Source organism: Leucobacter chromiireducens subsp. solipictus, assembly GCF_016758195.1.
Taxonomy (GTDB): domain Bacteria; phylum Actinomycetota; class Actinomycetes; order Actinomycetales; family Microbacteriaceae; genus Leucobacter; species Leucobacter solipictus.
The window spans coordinates 25610-46196 of the sequence record NZ_QYAC01000001.1 but is presented as its reverse complement, the minus strand read 5'-3'; the positions used below and the strand labels follow the sequence as shown (position 1 = coordinate 46196).

Annotated in this window: 17 protein-coding genes; 3 read left to right on the top strand and 14 right to left on the bottom strand. The window is 69.0% G+C overall.

Translation table 11 applies throughout. The features are described from left to right. Positions 1 to 119 precede the first annotated feature (119 nt). The 11 genes from D3230_RS00185 to D3230_RS00135 form a co-directional block, all read right to left on the bottom strand. Positions 120 to 1196 (bottom strand): UDP-N-acetylglucosamine--N-acetylmuramyl-(pentapeptide) pyrophosphoryl-undecaprenol N-acetylglucosamine transferase, encoded by a 1077-nt coding sequence (locus D3230_RS00185; RefSeq protein WP_202343011.1) that lies wholly within the window; start codon positions 1194 to 1196, stop codon positions 120 to 122. Then, positions 1193 to 2425, bottom strand: coding sequence for an FtsW/RodA/SpoVE family cell cycle protein (locus D3230_RS00180; protein ID WP_202343010.1), 1233 nt, complete (start codon positions 2423 to 2425; stop codon positions 1193 to 1195). Before D3230_RS00180 ends, D3230_RS00185 begins: the two co-directional genes overlap by 4 nt. Before the next feature lie 5 nt (positions 2426 to 2430). Continuing rightward, the gene (gene murD, locus D3230_RS00175) at positions 2431 to 3936 is read right to left on the bottom strand and encodes a UDP-N-acetylmuramoyl-L-alanine--D-glutamate ligase (RefSeq protein ID WP_202343009.1); all 1506 of its coding nucleotides are present in this window, start codon (positions 3934 to 3936) and stop codon (positions 2431 to 2433) included. Continuing rightward, complete coding sequence (mraY, locus tag D3230_RS00170; protein WP_202343008.1) at positions 3918 to 5003, bottom strand: phospho-N-acetylmuramoyl-pentapeptide-transferase; 1086 nt, start codon at positions 5001 to 5003, stop codon at positions 3918 to 3920. Before mraY ends, murD begins: the two co-directional genes overlap by 19 nt. Further along, the gene (locus tag D3230_RS00165) at positions 5000 to 6409 is read right to left on the bottom strand and encodes a UDP-N-acetylmuramoyl-tripeptide--D-alanyl-D-alanine ligase (RefSeq protein WP_202343007.1); all 1410 of its coding nucleotides are present in this window, start codon (positions 6407 to 6409) and stop codon (positions 5000 to 5002) included. Before D3230_RS00165 ends, mraY begins: the two co-directional genes overlap by 4 nt. Continuing rightward, on the bottom strand, positions 6406 to 7962 hold the full coding sequence (locus tag D3230_RS00160; RefSeq protein ID WP_337249018.1) for a Mur ligase family protein: 1557 nt from the start codon (positions 7960 to 7962) through the stop codon (positions 6406 to 6408). Before D3230_RS00160 ends, D3230_RS00165 begins: the two co-directional genes overlap by 4 nt. A 26-nt stretch (positions 7963 to 7988) precedes the next feature. Then, complete coding sequence (locus D3230_RS00155; protein WP_202343006.1) at positions 7989 to 9785, bottom strand: peptidoglycan D,D-transpeptidase FtsI family protein; 1797 nt, start codon at positions 9783 to 9785, stop codon at positions 7989 to 7991. Positions 9786 to 9812: 27 nt separating this feature from the next. Continuing rightward, positions 9813 to 10427, bottom strand: a complete 615-nt coding sequence (gene ftsL / locus D3230_RS00150) for a cell division protein FtsL (RefSeq protein WP_202343005.1) — start codon at positions 10425 to 10427, stop codon at positions 9813 to 9815. Then, complete coding sequence (gene rsmH, locus D3230_RS00145) at positions 10424 to 11392, bottom strand: 16S rRNA (cytosine(1402)-N(4))-methyltransferase RsmH (RefSeq protein WP_202343004.1); 969 nt, start codon at positions 11390 to 11392, stop codon at positions 10424 to 10426. Before rsmH ends, ftsL begins: the two co-directional genes overlap by 4 nt. A 13-nt stretch (positions 11393 to 11405) precedes the next feature. Beyond that, positions 11406 to 11837 (bottom strand): division/cell wall cluster transcriptional repressor MraZ, encoded by a 432-nt coding sequence (gene mraZ / locus D3230_RS00140; protein WP_202343003.1) that lies wholly within the window; start codon positions 11835 to 11837, stop codon positions 11406 to 11408. Between the two features lie 513 nt (positions 11838 to 12350). Next, complete coding sequence (locus D3230_RS00135; RefSeq protein ID WP_202343002.1) at positions 12351 to 12740, bottom strand: DUF3040 domain-containing protein; 390 nt, start codon at positions 12738 to 12740, stop codon at positions 12351 to 12353. 72 nt (positions 12741 to 12812) lie between these two features. On the opposite strand from D3230_RS00135, the gene D3230_RS00130 reads away from it, so the two are divergent. Next, a complete protein-coding gene (locus tag D3230_RS00130; RefSeq protein WP_202343001.1) occupies positions 12813 to 13913 on the top strand; it encodes a polyprenyl synthetase family protein in 1101 nt (366 codons plus the stop codon). A gap of 57 nt (positions 13914 to 13970) precedes the next feature. Here D3230_RS00130 and D3230_RS15750 read toward each other — a convergent pair whose 3' ends face one another. Beyond that, the gene (locus D3230_RS15750) at positions 13971 to 14318 is read right to left on the bottom strand and encodes an Rv2175c family DNA-binding protein (RefSeq protein ID WP_337249017.1); all 348 of its coding nucleotides are present in this window, start codon (positions 14316 to 14318) and stop codon (positions 13971 to 13973) included. A gap of 94 nt (positions 14319 to 14412) precedes the next feature. Here D3230_RS15750 and pknB point away from each other — a divergent pair, with 94 nt between their 5' ends. Continuing rightward, entirely contained in the window at positions 14413 to 16395 is a 1983-nt protein-coding gene (gene pknB / locus D3230_RS00120; RefSeq protein ID WP_337249016.1) for a Stk1 family PASTA domain-containing Ser/Thr kinase, read from the top strand. Between the two features lie 52 nt (positions 16396 to 16447). On the opposite strand, the gene D3230_RS00115 is transcribed toward pknB, so the two are convergent. Continuing rightward, positions 16448 to 17818 carry a class II 3-deoxy-7-phosphoheptulonate synthase gene (locus tag D3230_RS00115; protein WP_202342999.1) on the bottom strand — a complete coding sequence of 457 codons (1371 nt, stop codon included), beginning with the start codon at positions 17816 to 17818 and terminating at the stop codon, positions 16448 to 16450. 108 nt (positions 17819 to 17926) lie between these two features. After that, positions 17927 to 18604 (bottom strand): 1-acyl-sn-glycerol-3-phosphate acyltransferase, encoded by a 678-nt coding sequence (locus D3230_RS00110; RefSeq protein ID WP_202342998.1) that lies wholly within the window; start codon positions 18602 to 18604, stop codon positions 17927 to 17929. A 143-nt stretch (positions 18605 to 18747) separates the two neighbouring features. Here D3230_RS00110 and D3230_RS00105 point away from each other — a divergent pair, with 143 nt between their 5' ends. Next, positions 18748 to 20574: an AMP-binding protein gene (locus D3230_RS00105; RefSeq protein WP_202342997.1), complete on the top strand. Its 1827-nt coding sequence runs from the start codon at positions 18748 to 18750 to the stop codon at positions 20572 to 20574. Positions 20575 to 20587 lie beyond the last annotated feature (13 nt).

The following is a 20587-nucleotide window of genomic DNA, read 5'->3' as shown; positions in this document are numbered from 1 at the left end:
GCGCACCAGCACCTCCGCGGACGGGGTGCCGGTCAGCTTAGACCCCGTCGCGGCGGTGAAGGAGAAGCGTGCCCGACATGGTTCAGAGTCTATCCCCCTGCGTCGCGGGGCCCACGCGCTCAGGCGCTCGCGAGCGCCTCGCGCACGAGATCGAACAGGCGTTCCGTGCCGTCGAGGCGGCCGGCGCTCCGCGCGCGCACCGACATCGCGGCCAGCCGCTCGTCGTCGGCCAGCAGCGGCAGGAGCGTCCCGGTGACCCAGGCGTGCGTGAGTTCGGCGTCCTCGACGAGCAGCGCTCCCCCGGCCTCAACCACGCTCGCCGCGTTGAAGCGCTGTTCGCCGTTGCCCACCGCGTACGGGACGAACACGGCAGGAATACCGAGCCCGGACAGTTCGCTCACCGTTGTCGATCCGGCGCGAGACACCGCGAGATCGCAGGCCGCGAACGCGAGATCCATGCGGTCACAGTACGGAATCACGTGGTAGCCCGGCACGCCCGGATCCTCGATCTCGGTGAGTCCACCCCAGACATGCAGCACCTGCACGCCCGCGGCGACGATCTCCGCGGCGGAACCGGAAATGCCCCTGTTGATCGCGCGGGCACCCAGCGAACCGCCGGTCACCAGCAGCGTGCGGCGCTCGGGATCGAGGCCGAAGTGCTCGCGTGCGGGCTCGCGCATCGCCGCGCGGTCGAGGCCCGTGATCTCGGGCCGCAGCGGCATGCCCGTGACGTGGGCGTGCCGGATCGGGGTCCCGGGGAAGGTGACCCCCACGTGGGTGGTGCTGCGGGCACCCAGCTTGTTCGCCATGCCCGGCCGGGCGTTCGCCTCGTGCACCACCACCGGGACGCCCTCCTTGGCGCCCGCCCGGTAGGCGGGTGCCGACGCGTACCCGCCGAAGCCCACCACCACGTCGACGCGGTGCGTGCGGATCAGCTCGCGGACCGTCTTCACGGCCCGCGCGTAGCGCGCGGGAAACTTCAGCGCTGCCGCGTTCGGCCGGCGCGGGAACGGCAGGCGCTCGATGAACGCGAGCTCATAGCCCCGCTCGGGTACGAGCCGCGCCTCCAGCCCCTCACGCGTCCCGAGCACGAGGATCTGTGCATCGGGTTCGGTGGCGCGGATGAGGTCCGCGAGCGCGAGCAGGGGGTTGACGTGTCCGGCCGTGCCTCCGCCGGCGAGCAGGTAGCTGGTCATCGCGTTCGCGGTCTCCTCTGGTCAGTCGATTCGGTGCCAGCTGCGGCCAGCTCCTCTTGGTATTGGGCCCCGTCGCGCGCGATCGACACCACGACGCCGATCGCAGCGAGACAGGCAATCAGGGCCGTGCCGCCCGCGCTGATGAGCGGCAGGGGCACGCCGAGCACGGGCAGCACCCCGATCACCACGCCGATGTTCACGAAGGCCTGGCCCACGATCCAGACGAGGATCCCGCCCACCACGGCCTTCCCGAAGCGATCCCGCGCCCGGGAGATGATCCGCAGCATCACCACGGTCAGCGCGACAAACAGGGCGATCACGAGCAGCGCGCCAATGAGGCCGAGCTCCTCCCCGATGATCGCGAAGATGTAGTCGTTGTCGGCGGCGGGCAGCCACGACCACTTGGCCTTCGAACCGCCGAGGCCCACGCCGAACAGGCCGCCCCCGGCGAGCGCCCACAGGCCGTGGAGCGGCTGCCAGCCGAGGCCGCTGTAGTCGTCGTTCCCCGCGGCATGGCCGAACAACCGGTCCATGCGGTTCTGGCTCGTGAGCACGAAGAACGCGACCGCGAGCAGGCCGCCCGCGGCGGTCACACCCAGCGTCTTCCCGCTCACCCCGCCGAAGTACATCGCGCCGAACACCATCGCCGCCATGATCAGCACCGTGCCGAGATCGCGCCCGGCGAGGACCACGCCGAGCGCGAGGATCGCGCCGGGGAAGATCACGGGAATGAACTCGTGCTTCATCTGGCCGAGGAGCGGCTCCTTCCGCTGCAGCACCGCGCCGATCCACACGACCAGCGCGAGCTTCAACGCCTCCGACGGTTGCGCGCCGAAGCTGCCGATCTGGATCCAGTTCCGGTTGCCGTAGACCTCGATGCCGAGCGGGGTGAACACGAGCAACTGCAGCAGAATGCCGAGCCCGAGCAGGTACCACGCCCAGCGTTTCCAGAAGGCGATGGGAAGTGCCGCCGCGATGAGCATCAGCGGCAGGCCGATCAGCGCAAACGTCGCCTGCTTCCAGAACCCGCCGAAGAAGCCCTGGTCATCGAGGTACGACGTGATCGACGATGAGGACAGCACCATGATCAACCCGAAGCCAACGAGCAGCAGCGTGATCGCGTACAGGGCGATCACCGTGCGGTCGTTGCCGGGGCGCAGCACCGCGCCGAGGCTGATACGCGCCTGGCCCGTGGCGCGGCCCGCGGCGTTCGACTGTCCCTGAGCCATCCGTGCTACTCCAGTTCGGACACGGCGGCCTGGAACAGCCGCCCGCGCTCGGCAGTGCCCGAGAACTGCGCGCCCGGCGCGGCCGCCGGGGAAAACAGCACGGTGTCGCCGGGCTGCGCGAGTGCGGCGGCCTCCGCGACCGCGGCCGCGAGCACGCCAGCCGCATCGCGCTCGCCGGCTGCGTCGCGCTCGTCCGCTGCGATCTCGATCACGGGCCGCTCCCCCAGGTGCTCGCGGAGCGCGGCGACCACTTCGGCGCGCTGCGCGCCGATGACGACCGCCCCGCGGAGGCGATGCTCGTGTGCGGCGATCAGCCCGGACAGATCCGAGGTCGTCTGCACCCCGCCCAGGATCCACACGACGTTTTTCAGCGTGCGGAGCGCGGCATCGGCGGCGTGCGCGTTCGTCGCGGCCGCGTCATCGATCCAGCGCAGTCCCGCACGATCCGCGAGCCGCTCGGTACGGTGCGGCTGCTGCGCGAAGCTCAGCACCGCCTGCGCCACCTCACCGGGGCTCACCCCGCGGGACCGCGCGAGCGCCGCCGCGGCGAGCACGTTCTGCGCGGTGTGGGGGGCGGCGAAGCCGTGCTGCCCGAGTTCGTCCACCGTCACCAGCTCGAAGGCCTCGCCGCGGCGGTCCTCATGGAAGCCGCGATCCACGAGGATGCCCTCCACGATGCCGAACCCACTGGGCGGCGGTGTATCGATGCCAAAGCTGATCGCGCGCGCGCCCTCGACCACGTCCGCCTGCTCCACCATGCGCTCGGTCGAGAGGTCGTCGCGGTTGTAGACGCAGGCGACCTGCGTGTTCTCATAGACCTTCGCCTTCGCCGCCCACGCGGCGTCGGCGCTGCCGTGCCAGTCGAGGTGGTCCTCGGCGAAGTTCAGGCAGGCGCTCGCGTAGGGGGAAATCTCGCCGAGGCGAGCCAGCTGGAAGCCGGAGAGCTCCACGACGAGTGCGTCGTAGCCCTGCGGATCGCGCAGCGCGTCCAGGATCGGGGTCTCGTTCGCCCCCGCGGGGGTCACGCGCAGGCCACCGGCCGCGAGCATGTGCGCCGTGAGCTCCACCGTGGTCGTCTTGCCGTTTGTCCCGGTGACGCAGAGCCAGTCGGCGATGCGCGACGTCTTGTCCCGCAACCGCCAGCCCAGCTCAATGTCACCCCACACGGTGACGCCGTGCTCCGCGGCCCACAGGCTGAGCGGGTCGTCGAGGCGGACCTCCGCTCCCGGCACCACGAGTTCGGGCGCATATGCGGCAAGATCCGCGAGCCGCGCGGCGGGATCCGGATCCGCGAAGCGCTCCGCCCCGATCACGTCGAGCAGGCGATCGCGGTCCGCGTCCGCCGCGTCGGCGATGACGCGCACGCGCGCGCCGAGTTCGACAAGCGTGTCCGCGACCGAGAAGCCGACCGGGCCGAGGCCCAGCACGGCGACCCGGAGGTCGCTCCAGTCGTGGTGCCAGCTGGTGAGGGCGGCGAGCCGCTGCGCGGCGGTCACTGCTGCAACAACCATTCGCCGTAGAAGGAACCGACGCCCGCGATCACGAACAGCCCGGCGATGATCCAGAACCTGACGACGACCGTCACCTCGGCCCAGCCCTTCAGCTCGAAGTGGTGGTGGATCGGGCTCATCAGGAAGATGCGCTTGCCCTTGGTCAGCTTGAAGTAGATGCGCTGCACGATCACGGAGCCGGTCTCGATGATGAACAGGCCGCCGATCAGGATCAACAGGATCTCGGTGTGCGTAAGGATCGCGAGAGCCGCGATCGCGCCACCGATGCCCATGGATCCCGTGTCGCCCATGAACACGTGCGCCGGGTTGGTGTTCCACCACAGGAAGCCGGCGAGGCCGCCGAGGAAGGCCGCGGCGATCACCGCGAGGTCCATCGGATCCCGCACCTCGTAGCAGCCGGCCTCGCCGGCGGTCGTGGCGCAGTTCTGCGCCGCCTGCCAGAAGCCGATGATGAGGTACGCGCCAAACGCGAAGATCGACGCCCCGGCCGCCAGACCGTCCAGGCCGTCCGTCACGTTGACGGCGTTGGTCGTGGCGGTCACGATCACCATCACCCAGATGATGAACAGGATGATGCCGGCGATCGGGCCGAGCACCATGAAGTCGAAGGGCAGATCGCGGAACAGCGAGATGTGGGTGGAGACCGGGGTCAGCCCGGCATCATTGGCGAACTGCAGGCCGAGCAGCGCGAACGACACCGCGATCACGACCTGGCCGGCGATCTTCGCCCAGCCGCCGAGGCCCGCGGACTGCTGCTGTCGCGTCTTCATGAAGTCGTCGATGAACCCGACGAGGCCGGCACCCACCGCCATCAGGATCACGAGCAGCGCCGAGGGGGTCGGCTGCTCGCCCATGACGAGCTTGCCCACGAAGTAGGCCAGCACGGAGCCGGTGAGGAAGATCAGGCCACCCATGGTGGGCGTGCCCCGCTTGACCTCGTGCTCCTTCGGGCCGTCCACGCGGATCGGCTGACCCCACTTGAGGCGGTTGAAGATCCGCACAAACAGGGGCGTGAGCAGCAACGAGTACAGGAGCGAGAACCCGCCGGCAATCAACAGCGCGATCATGCGAAGGCCTCCCCCAGGCGATCACCGAGGAAGCGCAGCCCCGCGGCGTTTGACGATTTCACGAGCACCGTGTCGTTCGGCCGGAGCGTGCGCTCCAGGTACGCGAACGCCTCGTCCTGCTCGGCGAAAAACACGCTCTCGCCGTCCCAGGAGCCCTCGTTGATCGCGCTGATATGCAGGTTGCGCGCCTCAGCGCCCACCACGACGAGCTCCGAGATGCGCAGCCGCACCGCCTGCAGCCCGATGCGCAGGTGCTCCTCGATCGCGTACTCGCCGAGCTCGCTCATGGCACCGAGGACCGCGACCGTGCGGCCCTCCGGCTTCCCGATCTGCGCGAGCGTGCGCAGCCCGGCGCTCATCGAATCCGGGCTCGCGTTGTAGGCGTCGTTGATGATCGTGATGCCGTCGCGGCCGCCCATCACCTCCATGCGCCAACGCGCCGCGCGGGTCGCGCCCTCGAGGGCCGCCACGATGTCCGCGGGGGCCAGGCCGAGCTCGCTGCCCACCGCGGCCGCCGCGAGCGCGTTCGTGACGTGGTGCTCGCCGAGCACGCGGAACGTCACGGGCAGCGAGGCACCGTCGATGTGGAGCGTGAAGCGGGTACCGCTCGCGTCAGAGTCGATGTCACTCGCGCGCACGTCCGCCTCCGGGTGGCGGCCGAACCAGCGCACGCGCGCGTTCGTGAGTTCGCCCATGCGAGACACATAGGCGTCGTCGCGGTTCAGCACCGCGACGGCGTCCGCGGGGAGATCGCGCACCATCTCGCTCTTCGTGCGGAACGTGGTCTCGATCCCGCCGAACTCGCCCGCGTGGGCGAGGCCGACCGTGAGCACCACGCCGATGTGCGGCGGGGCCATCGCGGTGAGCCGGGCAATCTCGCCCTCGGCGCTCGCGCCCATTTCGGCGACGAGCGTGCGCGTGTCGTGCTCCACGCGCAGCATCGTGAGCGGGCCGCCGACCTCATTGTTGAACGATTTCGCGGAGGCCACGGAGGGGCCCACGCGATCCGCCATCGCGGCGACCAGGTTCTTCGTGGTGGTCTTTCCGTTCGACCCGGTAATCCCGACGATCCGGAGCTGCCCGGCGGCGCGCACACGACGGACGACCTCCGTGGCGAGGGCGCCGAGCGCGTCGGTCGTGTCGGCAACGAGAATCTGCGGAACGGAATCGTCCGTCTCCCGCTCTCCGACGATCAGGGCCGCACCGGCCGCGACCGCCTGGGGCACGAACCGGTGCCCGTCGGTCTCCTCGCCGCGGCGGGCGAAGAAAATCTGGCCGGGCTGCACCTCTCGCGAGTCCGTCTGGGACTCGCCGGCGATGCGGTCCTCCGGCGTCGCGCCGCTGGCACCCACCACGAAGGTGCCGTCCATGGCTGCCGCAATTTCTGCGAGCGTCAAATCAATCACGAAAGCAATCCTGCCTCGCGGAGCGCACCGCGGACCTCATCACGCGCCGAGTAGGGAATGAATTGCCCGGCGACTTCTTGGTGGTCCTCGTGTCCGGGACCGGCATACAGAATAACGTCCCCCGGGGCGGCCAGCGAAATGGCGAGGCGCACGGCCCGTCGGGGATCACCCTCCTCGATCACCTCCGCGTGGTTCGCGGCGCGGGCGCCGGTGAGCAGCTGTGCCCGGATCGCCTCCGGTGGCTCGGAACGCGGATGGTAGTCGCAGATGATGAGCGTGTCGGATCCGGCGGCGGCGATCCGGCCCATCTCTTCCCGCTTGGTCGTGTCGCGATCGCCGTCGGCCCCGAACATGAAGATGATCTTGCCGGGCGCGACCTCGCCGAGCGCGTCGAGCATCGCCGCGAAGGCGCCAGGGGTGTGCCCGTAGTCGACAAAGAAGCGTGGCCCCGCGGATCCGGGCTCCGTCATCTCCTCGAGCCGGCCCGGGATGTAGACGGGGATCCGGCCCCGCTCGAGCCCGGCCGCAACCTGCGCGAGCGGGATTCCGGCCTCGTGGAGCATGATCAGTGCGAGCGCAGCGTTTTCCGCCATGAAGCCGCCGAACACCGGGACGCTGCCGCGGAAATGGGCCCCCTCGGGTCCCTGCAGCACAAACGACACCCCGTCGAGGGACTGGCGGGTGATGGCCAGGTGCCAGTCCGCGGACTGGCCGTACTCCGTCGCGAGACGCGTGACGGGGATCTGCGACTCCTTCGCGATCCGCTGGCCGTACGGCGAGTCGACGACCACGACGCCGCGGCTCGCGCGCTCCGGGGTGAACAGCGCGAGCTTCGCCGCGAAATACGATTCGAGGTCCCCGAACTCGTCGAGGTGGTCCTGCGAGAAGTTGTTGAAGGCGACCACGTCGAAGTGGACCCCGTCGAGCCGGTGACGCACCACGGCCTGCGCGGAGACCTCGATCGCGACGCCCTCCACCTCGCGTTCGCGCATGCGGGCCAGCAGGCCGTGCAGTTCGGAGGCCTCCGGGCTGGTCAGGTTCGCGGGGATCACTTCCTCGCCCACGCGTCGCTCCGCGGTGGAGCTCAGGCCGGGCGTCAGGCCCGCGGCCCGGATCAGCTCAGCGAGGATGTACACCACGCTGGTCTTCCCGTTCGTGCCGGTGACCCCGAACAGCTTCGCGTCGAAGTCCGCCGTGCCGTAGACCGCGGCCGCAACGTCGCCGAGCAGCTCGCGTGGGTGCCGCGCGGAAACGAGCACCGGGAGCTCCACGCCCGCCGCGGTCGCGAGCTCGGCACCGGCCGCGTCGGTCAGCATGGCGCTCGCCCCGGACGCCGCCGCTTGCGCCGCGAAATCCGCGCCGTGACGCTTCGCGCCGGGCATGCCGATGTAGAGGTCTCCCGGCCGCACATCGCGCGAATCGAGCGACACGCCGGTCACGGCGGCGTCCTCACTCAGGCCTCGCGCCTCGAGCCCAAACTGCGTCACCAGCTCACGGAGCGGGGTCGGGGTGGGGGTCTGCGGGCGAATGCTCAACGCATCTCCGGTACTCACGTGGCTGTGCCTCCTGCGGGCGTGTCTCAATACTCGGTGGGGAGCGGGGTGAACTCCCCGCTCGACGGCGGGATGTGGAAGGTGCGGATCGTGGCCTCGGCCACCTCGCGGAAGCTGTTCAGCGCGGCATTACTCCCATCCCCTGCCGCCGGGAACCCAATCGATGTTACCGCGACGAACTGCGGGTCGTCGGCCGGGAAGATCCCCGCGAACGAGTGCACGTAGTCCTGGCGGTAGCTCCCCTGACCATCCGACTGCTCCGCGGTGCCCGTTTTTCCGGCGATCCGGTAGCCGGGGATGGCGAGCATGTCCGCGAACCAGCCCTCGGTCGTGACCGTCTCGAGCATCTGCATCATCGTCGCGGCGGTCTCCGGGCTGATTACCGTCACCGGTTCGCCGTGCTCCGGCTTCACCGTCGATCCGTTCTGCTCCGCGCAGCCGCGGACGATGCTCGGGGGCACGCGCACGCCGCCGTTCGCGAAGGTCTGGTAGACCGCCGCGGTCTGCACGATCGTCGAGGAAAGCCCCTGTCCGAACATCGTGTTGTATGAGGTCTGGCGGTCCCAATCCTCGACGGGGATCAGCATGCCGGAATCCTCCACGGGCATGCCCGCCTGCGTCGCCTCGCCGATCCCGAACTTGCGCAGATAGTCGTAGCGCACCTCGGGGCTGAGCACGTTGCCGAGCGTCGCGGTGCCCACGTTCGAGGACTGCGTCAGGATGCCCGCGAGCGTCCACGGGATCGGCTCGTGCGGGAACGAGTCACCAAAACTCACGTTCGGTTCCGGCACCAGGTGATCGGGCGTGAGGTTCTGGGTGGCGGGCGTGGCCGCCCCCTCCTCGATCAGCGCGGCGGCCGTGATCGCCTTGAACGTGGAGCCGGGCTCGTAGGGTGACACAAACGATCGCGCCTCGCGCTTCAGGGGGTCCGAGGCGTCCACATCGTTCGGGTCCACCGAGCCGTCCTCGGCAACCGCAACGAGCTCGCCCGTCTTGATATCCATCACGACGATGTAGCCGTACTCGGCCGCGGTCTCCTGCACCTTCGCGTTGATCGTCTGCTGGGCCTCCCACTGCAGGTCCCGGTCGATCGTCAGCTCCACGGTCCCGCCGTTCTCGGCCTTCCGCTCGACCACGACGCTCCCCGGCAGCGGCACGCCGTCGGCACCACGCTCGTAGGTTTCCTTGCCGTTGACCCCGGTGAGGCACTCGTCCTGGGACACCTCAACGCCGGACTGCGGCACGTCCTCGAAGCCCGAGAACCCGATGATGTTGCCCGCGACCGCGCCGTTCGGGTACGTCCGCGTGTGGTGACTCTCGAAGGTCAGCCAGGGGATGCCGAGCGCCTTGAGCTCGTTGAGCTGCGTGAGATCCACCGCGCGTTTCACGTAGGCGAAATCGGACTTCGGATTCTCCTCCAGCGCGTCGTCCACGATCTTCTGGATCTCCGCGGCGCTCTGGCCGGTGATCTCACCGATCTCGGCGAATGCCTGCTTCGCAGTCACCTCGACCGTCGCCACCCCGCCGCGATCCGGATCCGGCCGCCAGAACTTGCCGCCCTTGATCCGGGTGTTCTTCGGCGACAGGTTCACGTCGTACCGCTCGTCGGTGGTCGCGAGCACCTCGCCGTTCCGGTCCACGATGTCGCCGCGAAGGCTCGGCACCGTGACCTCCACGGCGCGCTTGCCCTTCGCGTCCTCGCTGAGCGCCGCCGCCGACACGACCTGCAGATCCACGAGCCGCACGAGGAACACGATCGCGGCGATCACGACGATCGCGAGTGCGACCGTGCGCCGTCGCCGTGCTGTGCGCAACGTCCGCATGCTGTTCCTCTCGCCGGGGTGCGCCGGCTAGTGGGTCTCCGGAGCCGGCAGTTTGCCCTTCAACCGTACCGGCGGCGTGGTGGCCTCTGGCTGAGTGGTGGCTGCCGGTGCCGTCCGCGGCACCAGCAGTCCCGCGGCGTCGACGACAGGCATCGTTTCGAGCGTTGCATTCGGAATGAGATTGCCTCGGGCCTCCGCGGTCTCGGAGGTGAGCGTGCCGAGCACCGCGCCGTCGCTCAAGCGCAGGGTTGCGGGGCGCGCGTTCTGCACCATCCCGAGCGCCGTCGCGTTCTCAGCGAGGTTCTGGGGCGAGGACAGCTTGTCCACGTTCTGGGACAGCACCCGCTCCACCCGGCTCAGGTCTCGCTGCTCGATCTCGAGCGCGCGCGTCTCGTAGGCACCCTGCGAGATCGCGATACTCAGGCCGAGCTGCACGGCCAGGATCACGAGGATCACGCCGACGGCGACCAGCGAGCCGATGAGCGGGCTCTGCAGCGCGCGCCGCGGAGTGCCCGCCGGCTGTGGGGCGATGCGCAGGTGGCGCTCCCCCGGGGCCGCCGGCGTGAGCGGCGTGCCCGGGCGAACCGGCGCGGGCGCGGTCAGGTCCGCGAGATCGAAATCGACCGGAACTGTGTTGTTCATCGCCCATCCCTCGTCCGTTCGGCGGCGCGCAGACGCACCGGGATTGCCCGCGGGTTCCGGGCACGTTCTTCGTCGCCCGCGAGCTCCGCGCCGCGCGTCAGCAGCTTGAACTCGGGGCGATGCTCCGGCAGTTCCACCGGAAGTCCAGCCGGTGCCGTCGAGCGGCTGCGCCGCGTCAGCTCGCGCTTCACCAGGCGGTCCTCGAGCGACTGATACGACATGATGACCGCGCGGCCGCCGAGGGCGATCAGATCGAGGGCGGCGGGAATCGCGCGCTCGAGCACCGACAGTTCGCCGTTCACCTCAATTCGCAGCGCCTGGAAGACGCGCTTCGCGGGGTGCCGCTGATCCCGCACCGCCGCCGGGGTCGCCTCCTGCAGCACCTCGACGAGCTGCCCGCTGCGCTCGATCGGCGCGTCCTTCCGGGCGGCGATGATCGCGCGAGCGTAGCGGCCAGCGAGCGGCTCCTCGCCGTAGCGCTCGAAGATCGCCCGCAGTCGCCCCTCGGGGGCCTCCCGCAGCACATCGGCCGCGGTTTCGCCGCGGCTCTGGTCCATCCGCATGTCGAGCGGCGCATCCTGCGCGTACGCGAAGCCGCGGTCGGCCTCGTCGAGCTGCAGCGAGGACACTCCCAGGTCGAAGAGCACGCCGTCGATTCGGTCGAAGCCGGCACCGCGCACGGCCTCGGCGATCTCGTCGTACACCGCGTGCACGCGGATCGCGCGGTCACCGAACCGGGCCAGCCGCGTGCCGGCGAGGCGGAGCGCCTCGGTGTCGCGGTCCAGCCCGATCAGGGTCAGCCCGGGGTGCGCGTCGAGCAGCGCCTCGCTGTGGCCGCCCATGCCGAGGGTCGCGTCCACCACGACCGCACCCTCGCGGCTCGCCGCGGGGGCGAGCAGTTCGAGGCAGCGGTCGAGCAGCACGGGCACGTGCAGTTCGCTGGGGTCGCGGGTATCAGTGGTCATATGGGGGTCCGGGCTAGAACATGCCCGGAATCACCTCCCCGTCAGTGTCAGAAAATACGGCTTCCTGCTCGCGCAGGTAGGTCTCCCAGGCGGTCGCGTCCCAAATCTCGGCGCGCGAGCCGGTCCCAATCACGGCCAGGTCCCGGTCCAGACCCGCGTACTCGCGCAGGCCCTGGGGAATCGTGACCCGGTGCTGCTTGTCCGGCGTCTCCGGGTGCGCTCCGGAGAGGAACACTCGGAGGTAGTCACGCGCATGCTTTGAGGTCATCGGCGCTTGGCTGATGCGCTCGTGCATTGCGGTGAACTCCTGCTCGCTGAAGACGTAGAGGCAGTGCTCCTGTCCGCGGGTGATCACGCACCCGTCAGCGAGCTCGTCGCGAAATTTGGCCGGAAGAATCAACCGCCCTTTGTCGTCCAGCTTGGGCGTGAAGGTTCCCAGGAACATGGGTTCCTCCCTCCGCCGGATCGACTTGGGTCCACCTTACTCCACTTTCCTCCACAGAATCGGGTTTTCACTCCACTTTCTTCCACTGCGCCGAAATTCCGCATAATGACACCGAAGTTGGAGAGGAGTACCGCGGCTCGCGGGGCCGCAACCTGTGACCACCGAAGCCCGGATTCTCGCGCAGGGGATGATCTGGCACAGATTTCGCCAAATTGTGGAGGAAAGTGGAGTCGATGGAGGCAAGTGGAGCGCGGGGGCGGGTGGGGCCTCCGGCGCATGCCCCGCCGCTCTCCCCGCTGCCCTCCCCGAGGCATTTTCGCTAACACGAGCCAAATCCGGGAGAAAATGCCTCGCGCTGGCGAAAATAGCTCGGGTGGGGCGAGGCGGGGACGCGAAACGCCAGCGGGGACGCGAAACGCCAGCGGGGACGCGAAACGCCCGCGGGGCCGCGAACCTCAGTGGTTCACGGCCCCGCGGGCGTGGGTGCGGGCGACTCCCGCACAGGACTGGCTGCTAGCGCTCGCCCTCCATGCGCTCATCCCAGCGGCGCTCGGCGCGCTCGCTCAGGGTCTCACGTGTGGAATTGCGTGACGACGACCCAGCTGACGACGCACCGTTCAGCACGTCTTCGACGGTGACGGAGTCCGAGCCGCGCGACATCATGAGGGTGACGCCGCCCACCATGAGGGCGAAACCGATCAACCCCAACCACAGCTGCTGTGCGGCGACTCCCCCGATCAGCACACCGATGCCGACCAGCACCACAATGATGCCCAGCACCAGCGACCGGTAGCTCACCCGGCGACGACGCACCGACCCCGTCTGCATCACGTCAGCTTCACTCTGATAGAAACCGCGTTCCATCTCGTCAAGCAGCCGCTGCTCGTGTTCTGACAGCGCCATGACGATCCTCCCGACACTCTAACGATCTGTACATTACAGTCTACGTTGCGCACCCGTGAGTAGGCTAGTTGTGTGCAAGAAACGATGCGACTCGCAGGCCTTATACAGGAGCGAATCGGTGCCACGCTGACGCGGCACCGCGAGGCTCTGACTCCGCTGGGGCCGGACGCCCTGCCCCTGCTCGACGAAGCCCTCGGCTTTCTGACCGGCGGCAAGCGATTCCGCGCCCAGTTCGCGGTGCTGGGCTACCGCGCCGTACGCGAACTCGACATCGACGGCGACGTCACGCCCGAGTATGCACGGATCCTCGACGCGGCCTGCGCGCTTGAGCTGTTCCACGCCGCGGCCCTCATCCACGACGACGTCATCGACCGCTCCGATACCCGGCGGGGCCGCCCCTCCGTGCACCGCCTGTTCGGTGCCCTGCACCGGAACGCGGCGTGGCGCGGCTCGGCGGATCACTTCGGGCTGGCGGGGGCGATCCTGCTCGGCGACCTGCTGCAGTCCTGGTCGGACGAGCTCATGCAGTCGGCGTGCGATGCAACCGAGGACCGGGCCGCGGCCCGCCGGGCGCGGGAGCACTTCAACCGGATGCGCAGCGAGGTGGCCGTGGGCCAGTATCTCGACGTGCTCGAAGAGCAGCAGCCCACCTTCGCGGATCACGAGGAACAGCTCGAGCGTTCTACGCGAGTCCTCGTGTACAAGTCGGCGAAGTACAGCGTGGAGGCGCCACTCCTCATCGGCGCGGCGCTGGCCGGGGCGAGCCCCGAAACGGAGGAGGCGCTCGCGGACTTTGGCCTGCCGGTGGGCGTCGCCTTCCAGCTCCGGGACGACCAGCTCGGCGTCTTCGGCGACCCCGACATCACGGGGAAGCCCATCGGCGACGACCTGATCGAGGGCAAACGCACCGTCCTCGTGACGCTCGCCCGCGAGAACCTGCCTGCGACGCAGCGCCGGATCTTCGACGACCTGCTCGGCACCGATCTGGACCCGGAGCAGGTCACGATCCTGCAGCGCACGATCCGCGAGAGCGGTGCGGTGGAGCGCGTCGAGGACATGATCTCGCGCAACGTCGACCGCGCCATCCACGCGCTCGCGGGGGCGCCGATCCACCCCGATGCCGCCGCTCAGCTGACGCAGCTGTCCGAGCGCGCGGCGCGGCGGGACGCCTAGTCCACGCACACGTCGGCCCACCCGCGCACAGCGCGGGTGGGCCGACGTCGTTCTGCGTTAGAAGGCGAGTGCCTGCGTGGCGCGTCTGACCGCGCTCTTACGCCCGGCCATCAGGGAATCGATCGGCCGCTCCCCCAGCTCCTCGTTGACCGCGAACAGCCAGTCAATCGATTCGTCGCGGCTGAAGCCCGCGTCGAGCAGCACGAGCAGCGTGCCACGCAGCGGCGGCAGCGGCTGATTGCCCTGCACAAACTCTGCTGGGACTTTGAGGACGCCGTCGACGCGCACGGCGGCGAGGTAGTTGTCCTCGATCAGGCGGTGCACCTTCCCCGGTGTCAGGGAAAAGCGCTCGACCAGCTCGGGGATCGTGAAATAGGACGGTTCGGGTGCGAAGTTCTCGGCCACAGTTCCACTGTGCCACCGCTCGGGGCGGAGCGCAATCTGCCCGGCCCCGGCGCGCGCCGGGCGCTGCCCCAAGATTCTTCCGTAGACTCTCTTCGTGACAACTGCGCCCCCAGACCCGTTGATCGGGCAGACTCTCGATGAGCGGTACGTGATTCGCTCACGCATTGCCCGCGGGGGCATGGCGATGGTCTACCTCGCCAACGATCTCCGGCTTGAGCGTCGCGTCGCCGTGAAGGTGATGCATCAGCACCTCGCGGAGGACGAGAACTTCACCCGCCGATTCGAGCAGGAGGCCCGCAGCGCGGCCCGGCTCTCGCACCCGAACCTGGTCAACGTCTACGACCAGGGGCAGGACGCCGGGCGCACGTATCTCGTCATGGAATATCTGCCGAGCATCACGCTCCGCGATCTCCTCAAGCAGCAGACGCATCTCACCGCCGAGCAGACCATGGAGATCGGGGAGGCGGTGCTCTCGGGCCTCGCCGCCGCGCACCGCGCCGACATTGTGCACCGGGACATCAAGCCCGAGAACGTGATGCTCGCGGATGACGGCCGGATCAAGCTCGGCGATTTCGGCCTCGCCCGCGCCGTGAGTGCGAATACGACCACCGGGCAGGCGCTCCTCGGCACCATCGCCTACCTCTCGCCCGAGCTCGTGACCCGCGGCGTCGCGGACGCGCGCAGCGACTTGTACGCCTTCGGCATCATGTTCTACGAAATGCTGACCGGCACCCAACCGTTCACGGGCGAGCAGCCGATGCAGATCGCGTATCAGCACGCGCACTCCGAGGTGCCCGCGCCGTCGCTGGTGAGCGCCGAGGCGAGCCCCGAGCTCGACGCATTCGTCCGCTGGACCACGCAGCGGGAGCCGGAGGCCCGCCCGGCGAACGCCGACGAGGCGCTTGAGCACCTCGCCGCGATTCGCGCGGGGCAGGCACCGCCGCTGGACGCCACGCGCGTCATGCCCACCGCGGTGGGGGTCCCGACCTCCGCGACGACCGTCCTCGACAACGCTCAGGGCTTGGGGTCGGACGATTCCGCCCTCGGCGCGACGGGCGGCACCACGGTGCTCGACGCCGCCGTCGGATCCGTGGACCCGTTCGAGAGCGGCGGCGGCGACGCGGGCGGGCCGATGGCCCCGATCGATCGTATCGCGGATGCAGCGCGGCGGCGGACCCGGCGAGGCCGCCTCCTCGCGCTCGGGCTCGGCGTGCTCGTGATCCTCGCGGGCGGCGTCGGATGGTGGTTCGGCCAGGGCCCCGGTTCGCAGGTGGCGGTGCCCGACGTTGCGGGTTCGGACCTGGCGTCCGCGCAGGCCGCCATTGAGGCGCAGGATCTCAACGTCACCGTCATCGAGTGCTCGCACCTCACCATCCCCGTCGGGGACGCGATCGGCACCGATCCGGAGGCCGGTGTGCGCCTGGATCGCGGCAGCACCGTGCAACTGTGCCAGTCAACGGGCCCCGAGCTGAAGGCCGTGCCCACGCTGGTTGGCCTGTCGCGCGAGGACGCCGAGGCGGAGATCGCCGCCGCGGGGTTCACGTTCGGCTCCGTTTCCGACACGCGCTTCGCAGACTCAGCTGCCGGCGTGGTGCTCGCAGCGCTCACCCCCGAGGGTGAGGCGCTCGGCGAGCACTACCCCGAGCAGGCTCGGATCGACCTCGTCGTCTCCGCCGGGACCCTTCCCGACGTGATCGGCCTCGACGCGGCACAGGCGAGCACCGCGCTCACCGACCTGGGGCTCGTTGTCGACGCCGGACTCGGTTCCGAGGCGCACAGCAGCGACGCCCCGAAGGGCACCGTGCTGGATCTGATCCTCTCGACCGACCCGGTCCGCCCGGGCGACGCCGTGGGCCTCCAGGTCTCGCTCGGCCCGGAGCTCTTTGAGATCCCGGATGTCGCCGGGATGGGGCTTCAGGAGGCGATGGATACGCTGTCGGCGGCCGGTTTCGCCCCGAGCACGCTCGTTCCCGAACCGCTGCGCAGCCTCGCGAAGGCCACCGCCACAGACCCGGTTGCGGGCGAGCGCGTGGAGGCGGGAACGGAAATCCGCGTGAAGAGCACGATCTCGCTCTAACGACTGAGGGGGCCGGTGCCCGCTGGCCCCGACCCCCTCACCCGTGTTCGCGCTAGCGAACCGTCTGCTTCAGCTCCTCGGCCACCAGGAAGGCGAGTTCGAGGGACTGCATGTGGTTCAGACGCGGATCGCAGAGCGACTCGTAGCGCTGCCCGAGCGTCGCCTCATCGATGTTCTCGGAACCGCCGAGGCACTCGGTGACGTCGTCGCCGGTGAGTTCGACGTGGATGCCGCCCGGGAACGTCCCGACCTCGCGGTGCGCCTCGAAGAAGCCGCGAAGCTCGTCCATGACGTCGTCAAAGCGCCGCGTCTTGAACCCGGTGGAGGTCGTGATCCCGTTGCCGTGCATCGGATCGGTGACCCAGAGCGGCGTCGCGCCCGCGTCGCGCACCCCGGCGAGCAGCCCGGGCAGGACGTCGCGGATCTTGCCGGCGCCCATCCGCGTGATGAACGTGAGGCGGCCGGGCTCGCGCTCGGGGTCGAGCTTGTCGATCAGGCGCAGCGCGTCGTCGACGGTGGCCGTGGGGCCCAGCTTCACCCCGATCGGGTTGCGCACGTGCGAGAGGAATTCGACGTGGGCACCGTCGAGATCCCGGGTGCGCTCCCCGATCCAGAGCATGTGGCTCGAGGTGTCGTAGATATCGCCCGTGCGCGAGTCGATCCGGGTCAGCGGCCGCTCGTAGTCGAGCAGCAGCGCCTCGTGGCTCACGTAGAACTCGGTCTGCGTGAGGGCCGTGTGATCCACGCCGCAGGCGTCCATGAACTTCAGCGCACGGTCGATCTCCGCCGCCAGCGATTCGTACCGCTGATTCGCCGGGTTCGACACGAAGCCCTTGTTCCACTCGTGGACCTGCCGCAGATCGGCGAAGCCACCCTGCGTGAAGGCGCGGATGAGGTTCAGGGTCGACGCGGAGACGTGGTACCCGCGCACGAGGCGCTGCGGGTCCGCGGTGCGCGACTCCGGGGTGAAGTCGAAGCCGTTGACGATATCGCCGCGGTACGCGGGCAGGGTGACCCCGTCGCGCGTTTCGGTGGTGCTGGATCGCGGCTTCGCGAACTGGCCGGCCATGCGCCCGACCTTGATCACCGGCATCGATGCGCCGTAGGTGAGCACCACCGCCATCTGGAGCAGCGTCTTTACGCGGTCGCGGATCTTGTCCGCGGTGGCGGCCTCGAAGGTCTCCGCGCAGTCGCCGCCCTGGAGCAGGAACGCCTCTCCCCGTGCGGCCGCCGCGAGGCGGGTCCGCAGCTGGTCGGCTTCGCCGGCGAACACGAGCGGCGGCTGGCTGGCGAGCTCGGCCGACGCCCGCCGGGCCGCCTCAGCATCGGGCCACTCGGGCTGCTGCTTCGCCTCGAGCGCGCGATAGGCGTCAAGCCCCGCGAACGCTCCGGTTTGCGCAGTCAGAGTGGTGTTGCTCGTCATCAGTATTCCCTTGCGTTGGGGTGAATTCGCGTACACGTGTGGCAGGGTGCCACAAGCACCCAGCTTACTCCCCTTCCGGGAGCAGAGCCGGGCGTTCCGCTCAGAGCGCTACGCGGTGCGGGCGCGCACGCTCGAGGCGTACACGTCGACGTACTCTTGGCCGCTCAGGCGCTGGATCTCGAGCATGATCTCGTCGGTCACGCTCCGGAGCACGAAGCGGTCGGCGCTCATGCCAGCGAAGCGCGAGAAGTCGAGCGGCTTGCCGATCACCGTGCCGATGCGACGGATCTTGGGGATCTTCGCGCCGATGGGCATCGCCTTCTCGGTGTCGATCATCACGGCGGGGACGACGGTCGCGCCGGACTCGAGCACCATGCGCGCCACGCCCGTACGCCCACGGTAGAGCCGCGCATCGGGGCTCCGGGTGCCCTCGGGATAGATTCCGAGCACGTCCCCGCGATCCAACACGCCGAGCGCGGTATTCAGCGAGGCCTCCGAGGCTTTGCCGCCCGAACGATCGATCGGGAGCTGCCCCACCGCGGTCATGAACGTCTTCACGGCCCAGCCTTTGAGGCCCTTCCCCGTGAAGTAGTCGCTCTTCGCGAGGAAGTAGATCCGGCGATCGATCATCACCGGGAGGAAAAATGAGTCCACCACCGACAGGTGATTTCCCACAATAATTACGGGCCCCGTCGCCGGAATGTTCTCTGCACCCTCTACCCAGGGGCGATAGAACATTTTCAACAACGGCCCGATGATCAGGTGTTTAAAGATCCAATAGAGCACAGTGGGTGGTTTCCTCTCGAGTGCGACCAGACTACCCGACAGAGCGGACACACACGGGTATGCGTATAGGCTCAATCATGTGACGTTGCGGCTGCGAGAGCCGCACACCGTGAAGACCTGTACCAGGTATCAAGGGAGCTGCCGTGAAACAGTCTGAAATGCCCATCCTGATCCCACCCGTCCCCGAGGACAACATTTCCGATCTGCTGGAGCAGCGTGTCGCGGCGAGCCCGGATCGTGTGCTCTTCTCGGTCCCCGAGGCGGGCGGCTGGCGCGACATCAGCGCCACCGAGTTCCGTGCCCAGGTTGTCGGCCTCGCGAAGGGCTTCGTTGCCGCCGGGGTGGAGCCGGGTGACCGGATCGCATTCATGTGCAAGACGAGCTACCCGTGGACGCTCGTGGACTTCGCGTTGCACTACGCGGGCGCCGTGATGGTCCCCGTCTACGAGACCTCGTCGCCGCTGCAGATCCACTGGATCCTCGAGGATTCTGGCGCGCGCGGGATCGTCATGCAGACCGCCGATTACGCGGATCGCGTCGCCGAGATCCGCAGCGATCTCCCGGACCTCGAACTCACGTGGCGGCTCGACGAGGACGCGATCGCGCACCTCACGGAGGCCGGGGCCGAGGTGCCCGATGCCGAGATCGAGCGCCGTCGCAGCATCGCGGTCGGCAGCGACATGGCAACGCTGATCTACACCTCGGGCTCCACCGGACGCCCGCGCGGCTGCGTGCTGACACACGCGAACTTCGTGGACCTGGCCCGCAACGCCGGGGCGGCGCTGGATCAGGTGGTCCAGCCGGGCGCTTCGACCCTGCTGTTTGTCACGCTGGCGCACGTGTTCGCCCGCTTTATCTCGGTGCTGGCCGTGCACGCGGGGGTCCGGGTGGGCCATGAGCCGGACACCACGCAGTTGCTGCCCGCGCTCGGCTCGTTCAAGCCGACGTTCCTCCTCGCGGTCCCCCGCGTCTTCGAGAAGGTCTACAACTCGGCGGAGCAGAGCACCGAGGCCGACGGCAAGGGCAAGATCTTCCGCACCGCGGCCAAGGTCGCCGTGCAGCACTCGGAGGCGCTCGACGCCGGCCGTGTCCCGTTCATGCTCGGGCTTAAGTTCAAGGTGTTCGACAAGCTCGTCTTCGCAAAGCTCCGCGAGAAGCTGGGCGGCAACGTGAAGTACGCCGTGTCGGGCTCCGCGCCGCTGAGCCACTACCTCGGGCACTTCTACCGCAGCCTCGGCGTGAAGATCCTCGAGGGCTACGGGCTCACGGAGACCACGGCCCCGGTCTCGGTGAATCTGCCGGACAAGTTCAAGATCGGGACGGTCGGCCCTGCGCTGCCCGGCCACACGATCCGCATCGCCGACGACGGCGAGGTCGAGATCAAGGGCATCGACGTCTTCAAGGAGTACTGGAACAACCCGGCGGCGACCCGCGACGCGTTCACCGAGGACGGCTTCTTCCGCACGGGCGATCTGGGTTCGCTCGACGAGGACGGGTACCTGACGATCACGGGCCGCAAGAAGGAGATCATCGTCACGGCGGGCGGCAAGAACGTGGCCCCCGCCGCGCTCGAGGACCCGATCCGCGCGAACACGATCATCGGGCAGGTCGTGGTGGTGGGCGATCAGAAGCCGTTCATCTCCGCGCTGGTCACCCTCGACCCCGAGATGCTGCCGGCGTGGCTGAAGAACCAGGGCGAGGATCCGAACATGACGCTCGCGGAGGCCGTGCGACACCCGAAGGTGCTCGCGGAGGTCCAGAGCGCGATCGACGAGGGCAACAAGTACGTCTCCCGCGCCGAGTCGATTCGGAAGTTCGTCGCGCTCCCCACGGAGTTCATCGAGGCCAACGGACACCTCACCCCGAAGATGAGCATCCGCCGCGAGGCGATTCTCCGCGACTTCGCTGGCGAGATCTCGAAGCTCTACGGGGAGAACCCGCAGACCGAAGCGGTCGACACGCAGAAGTAACCGCGCGGCGGTC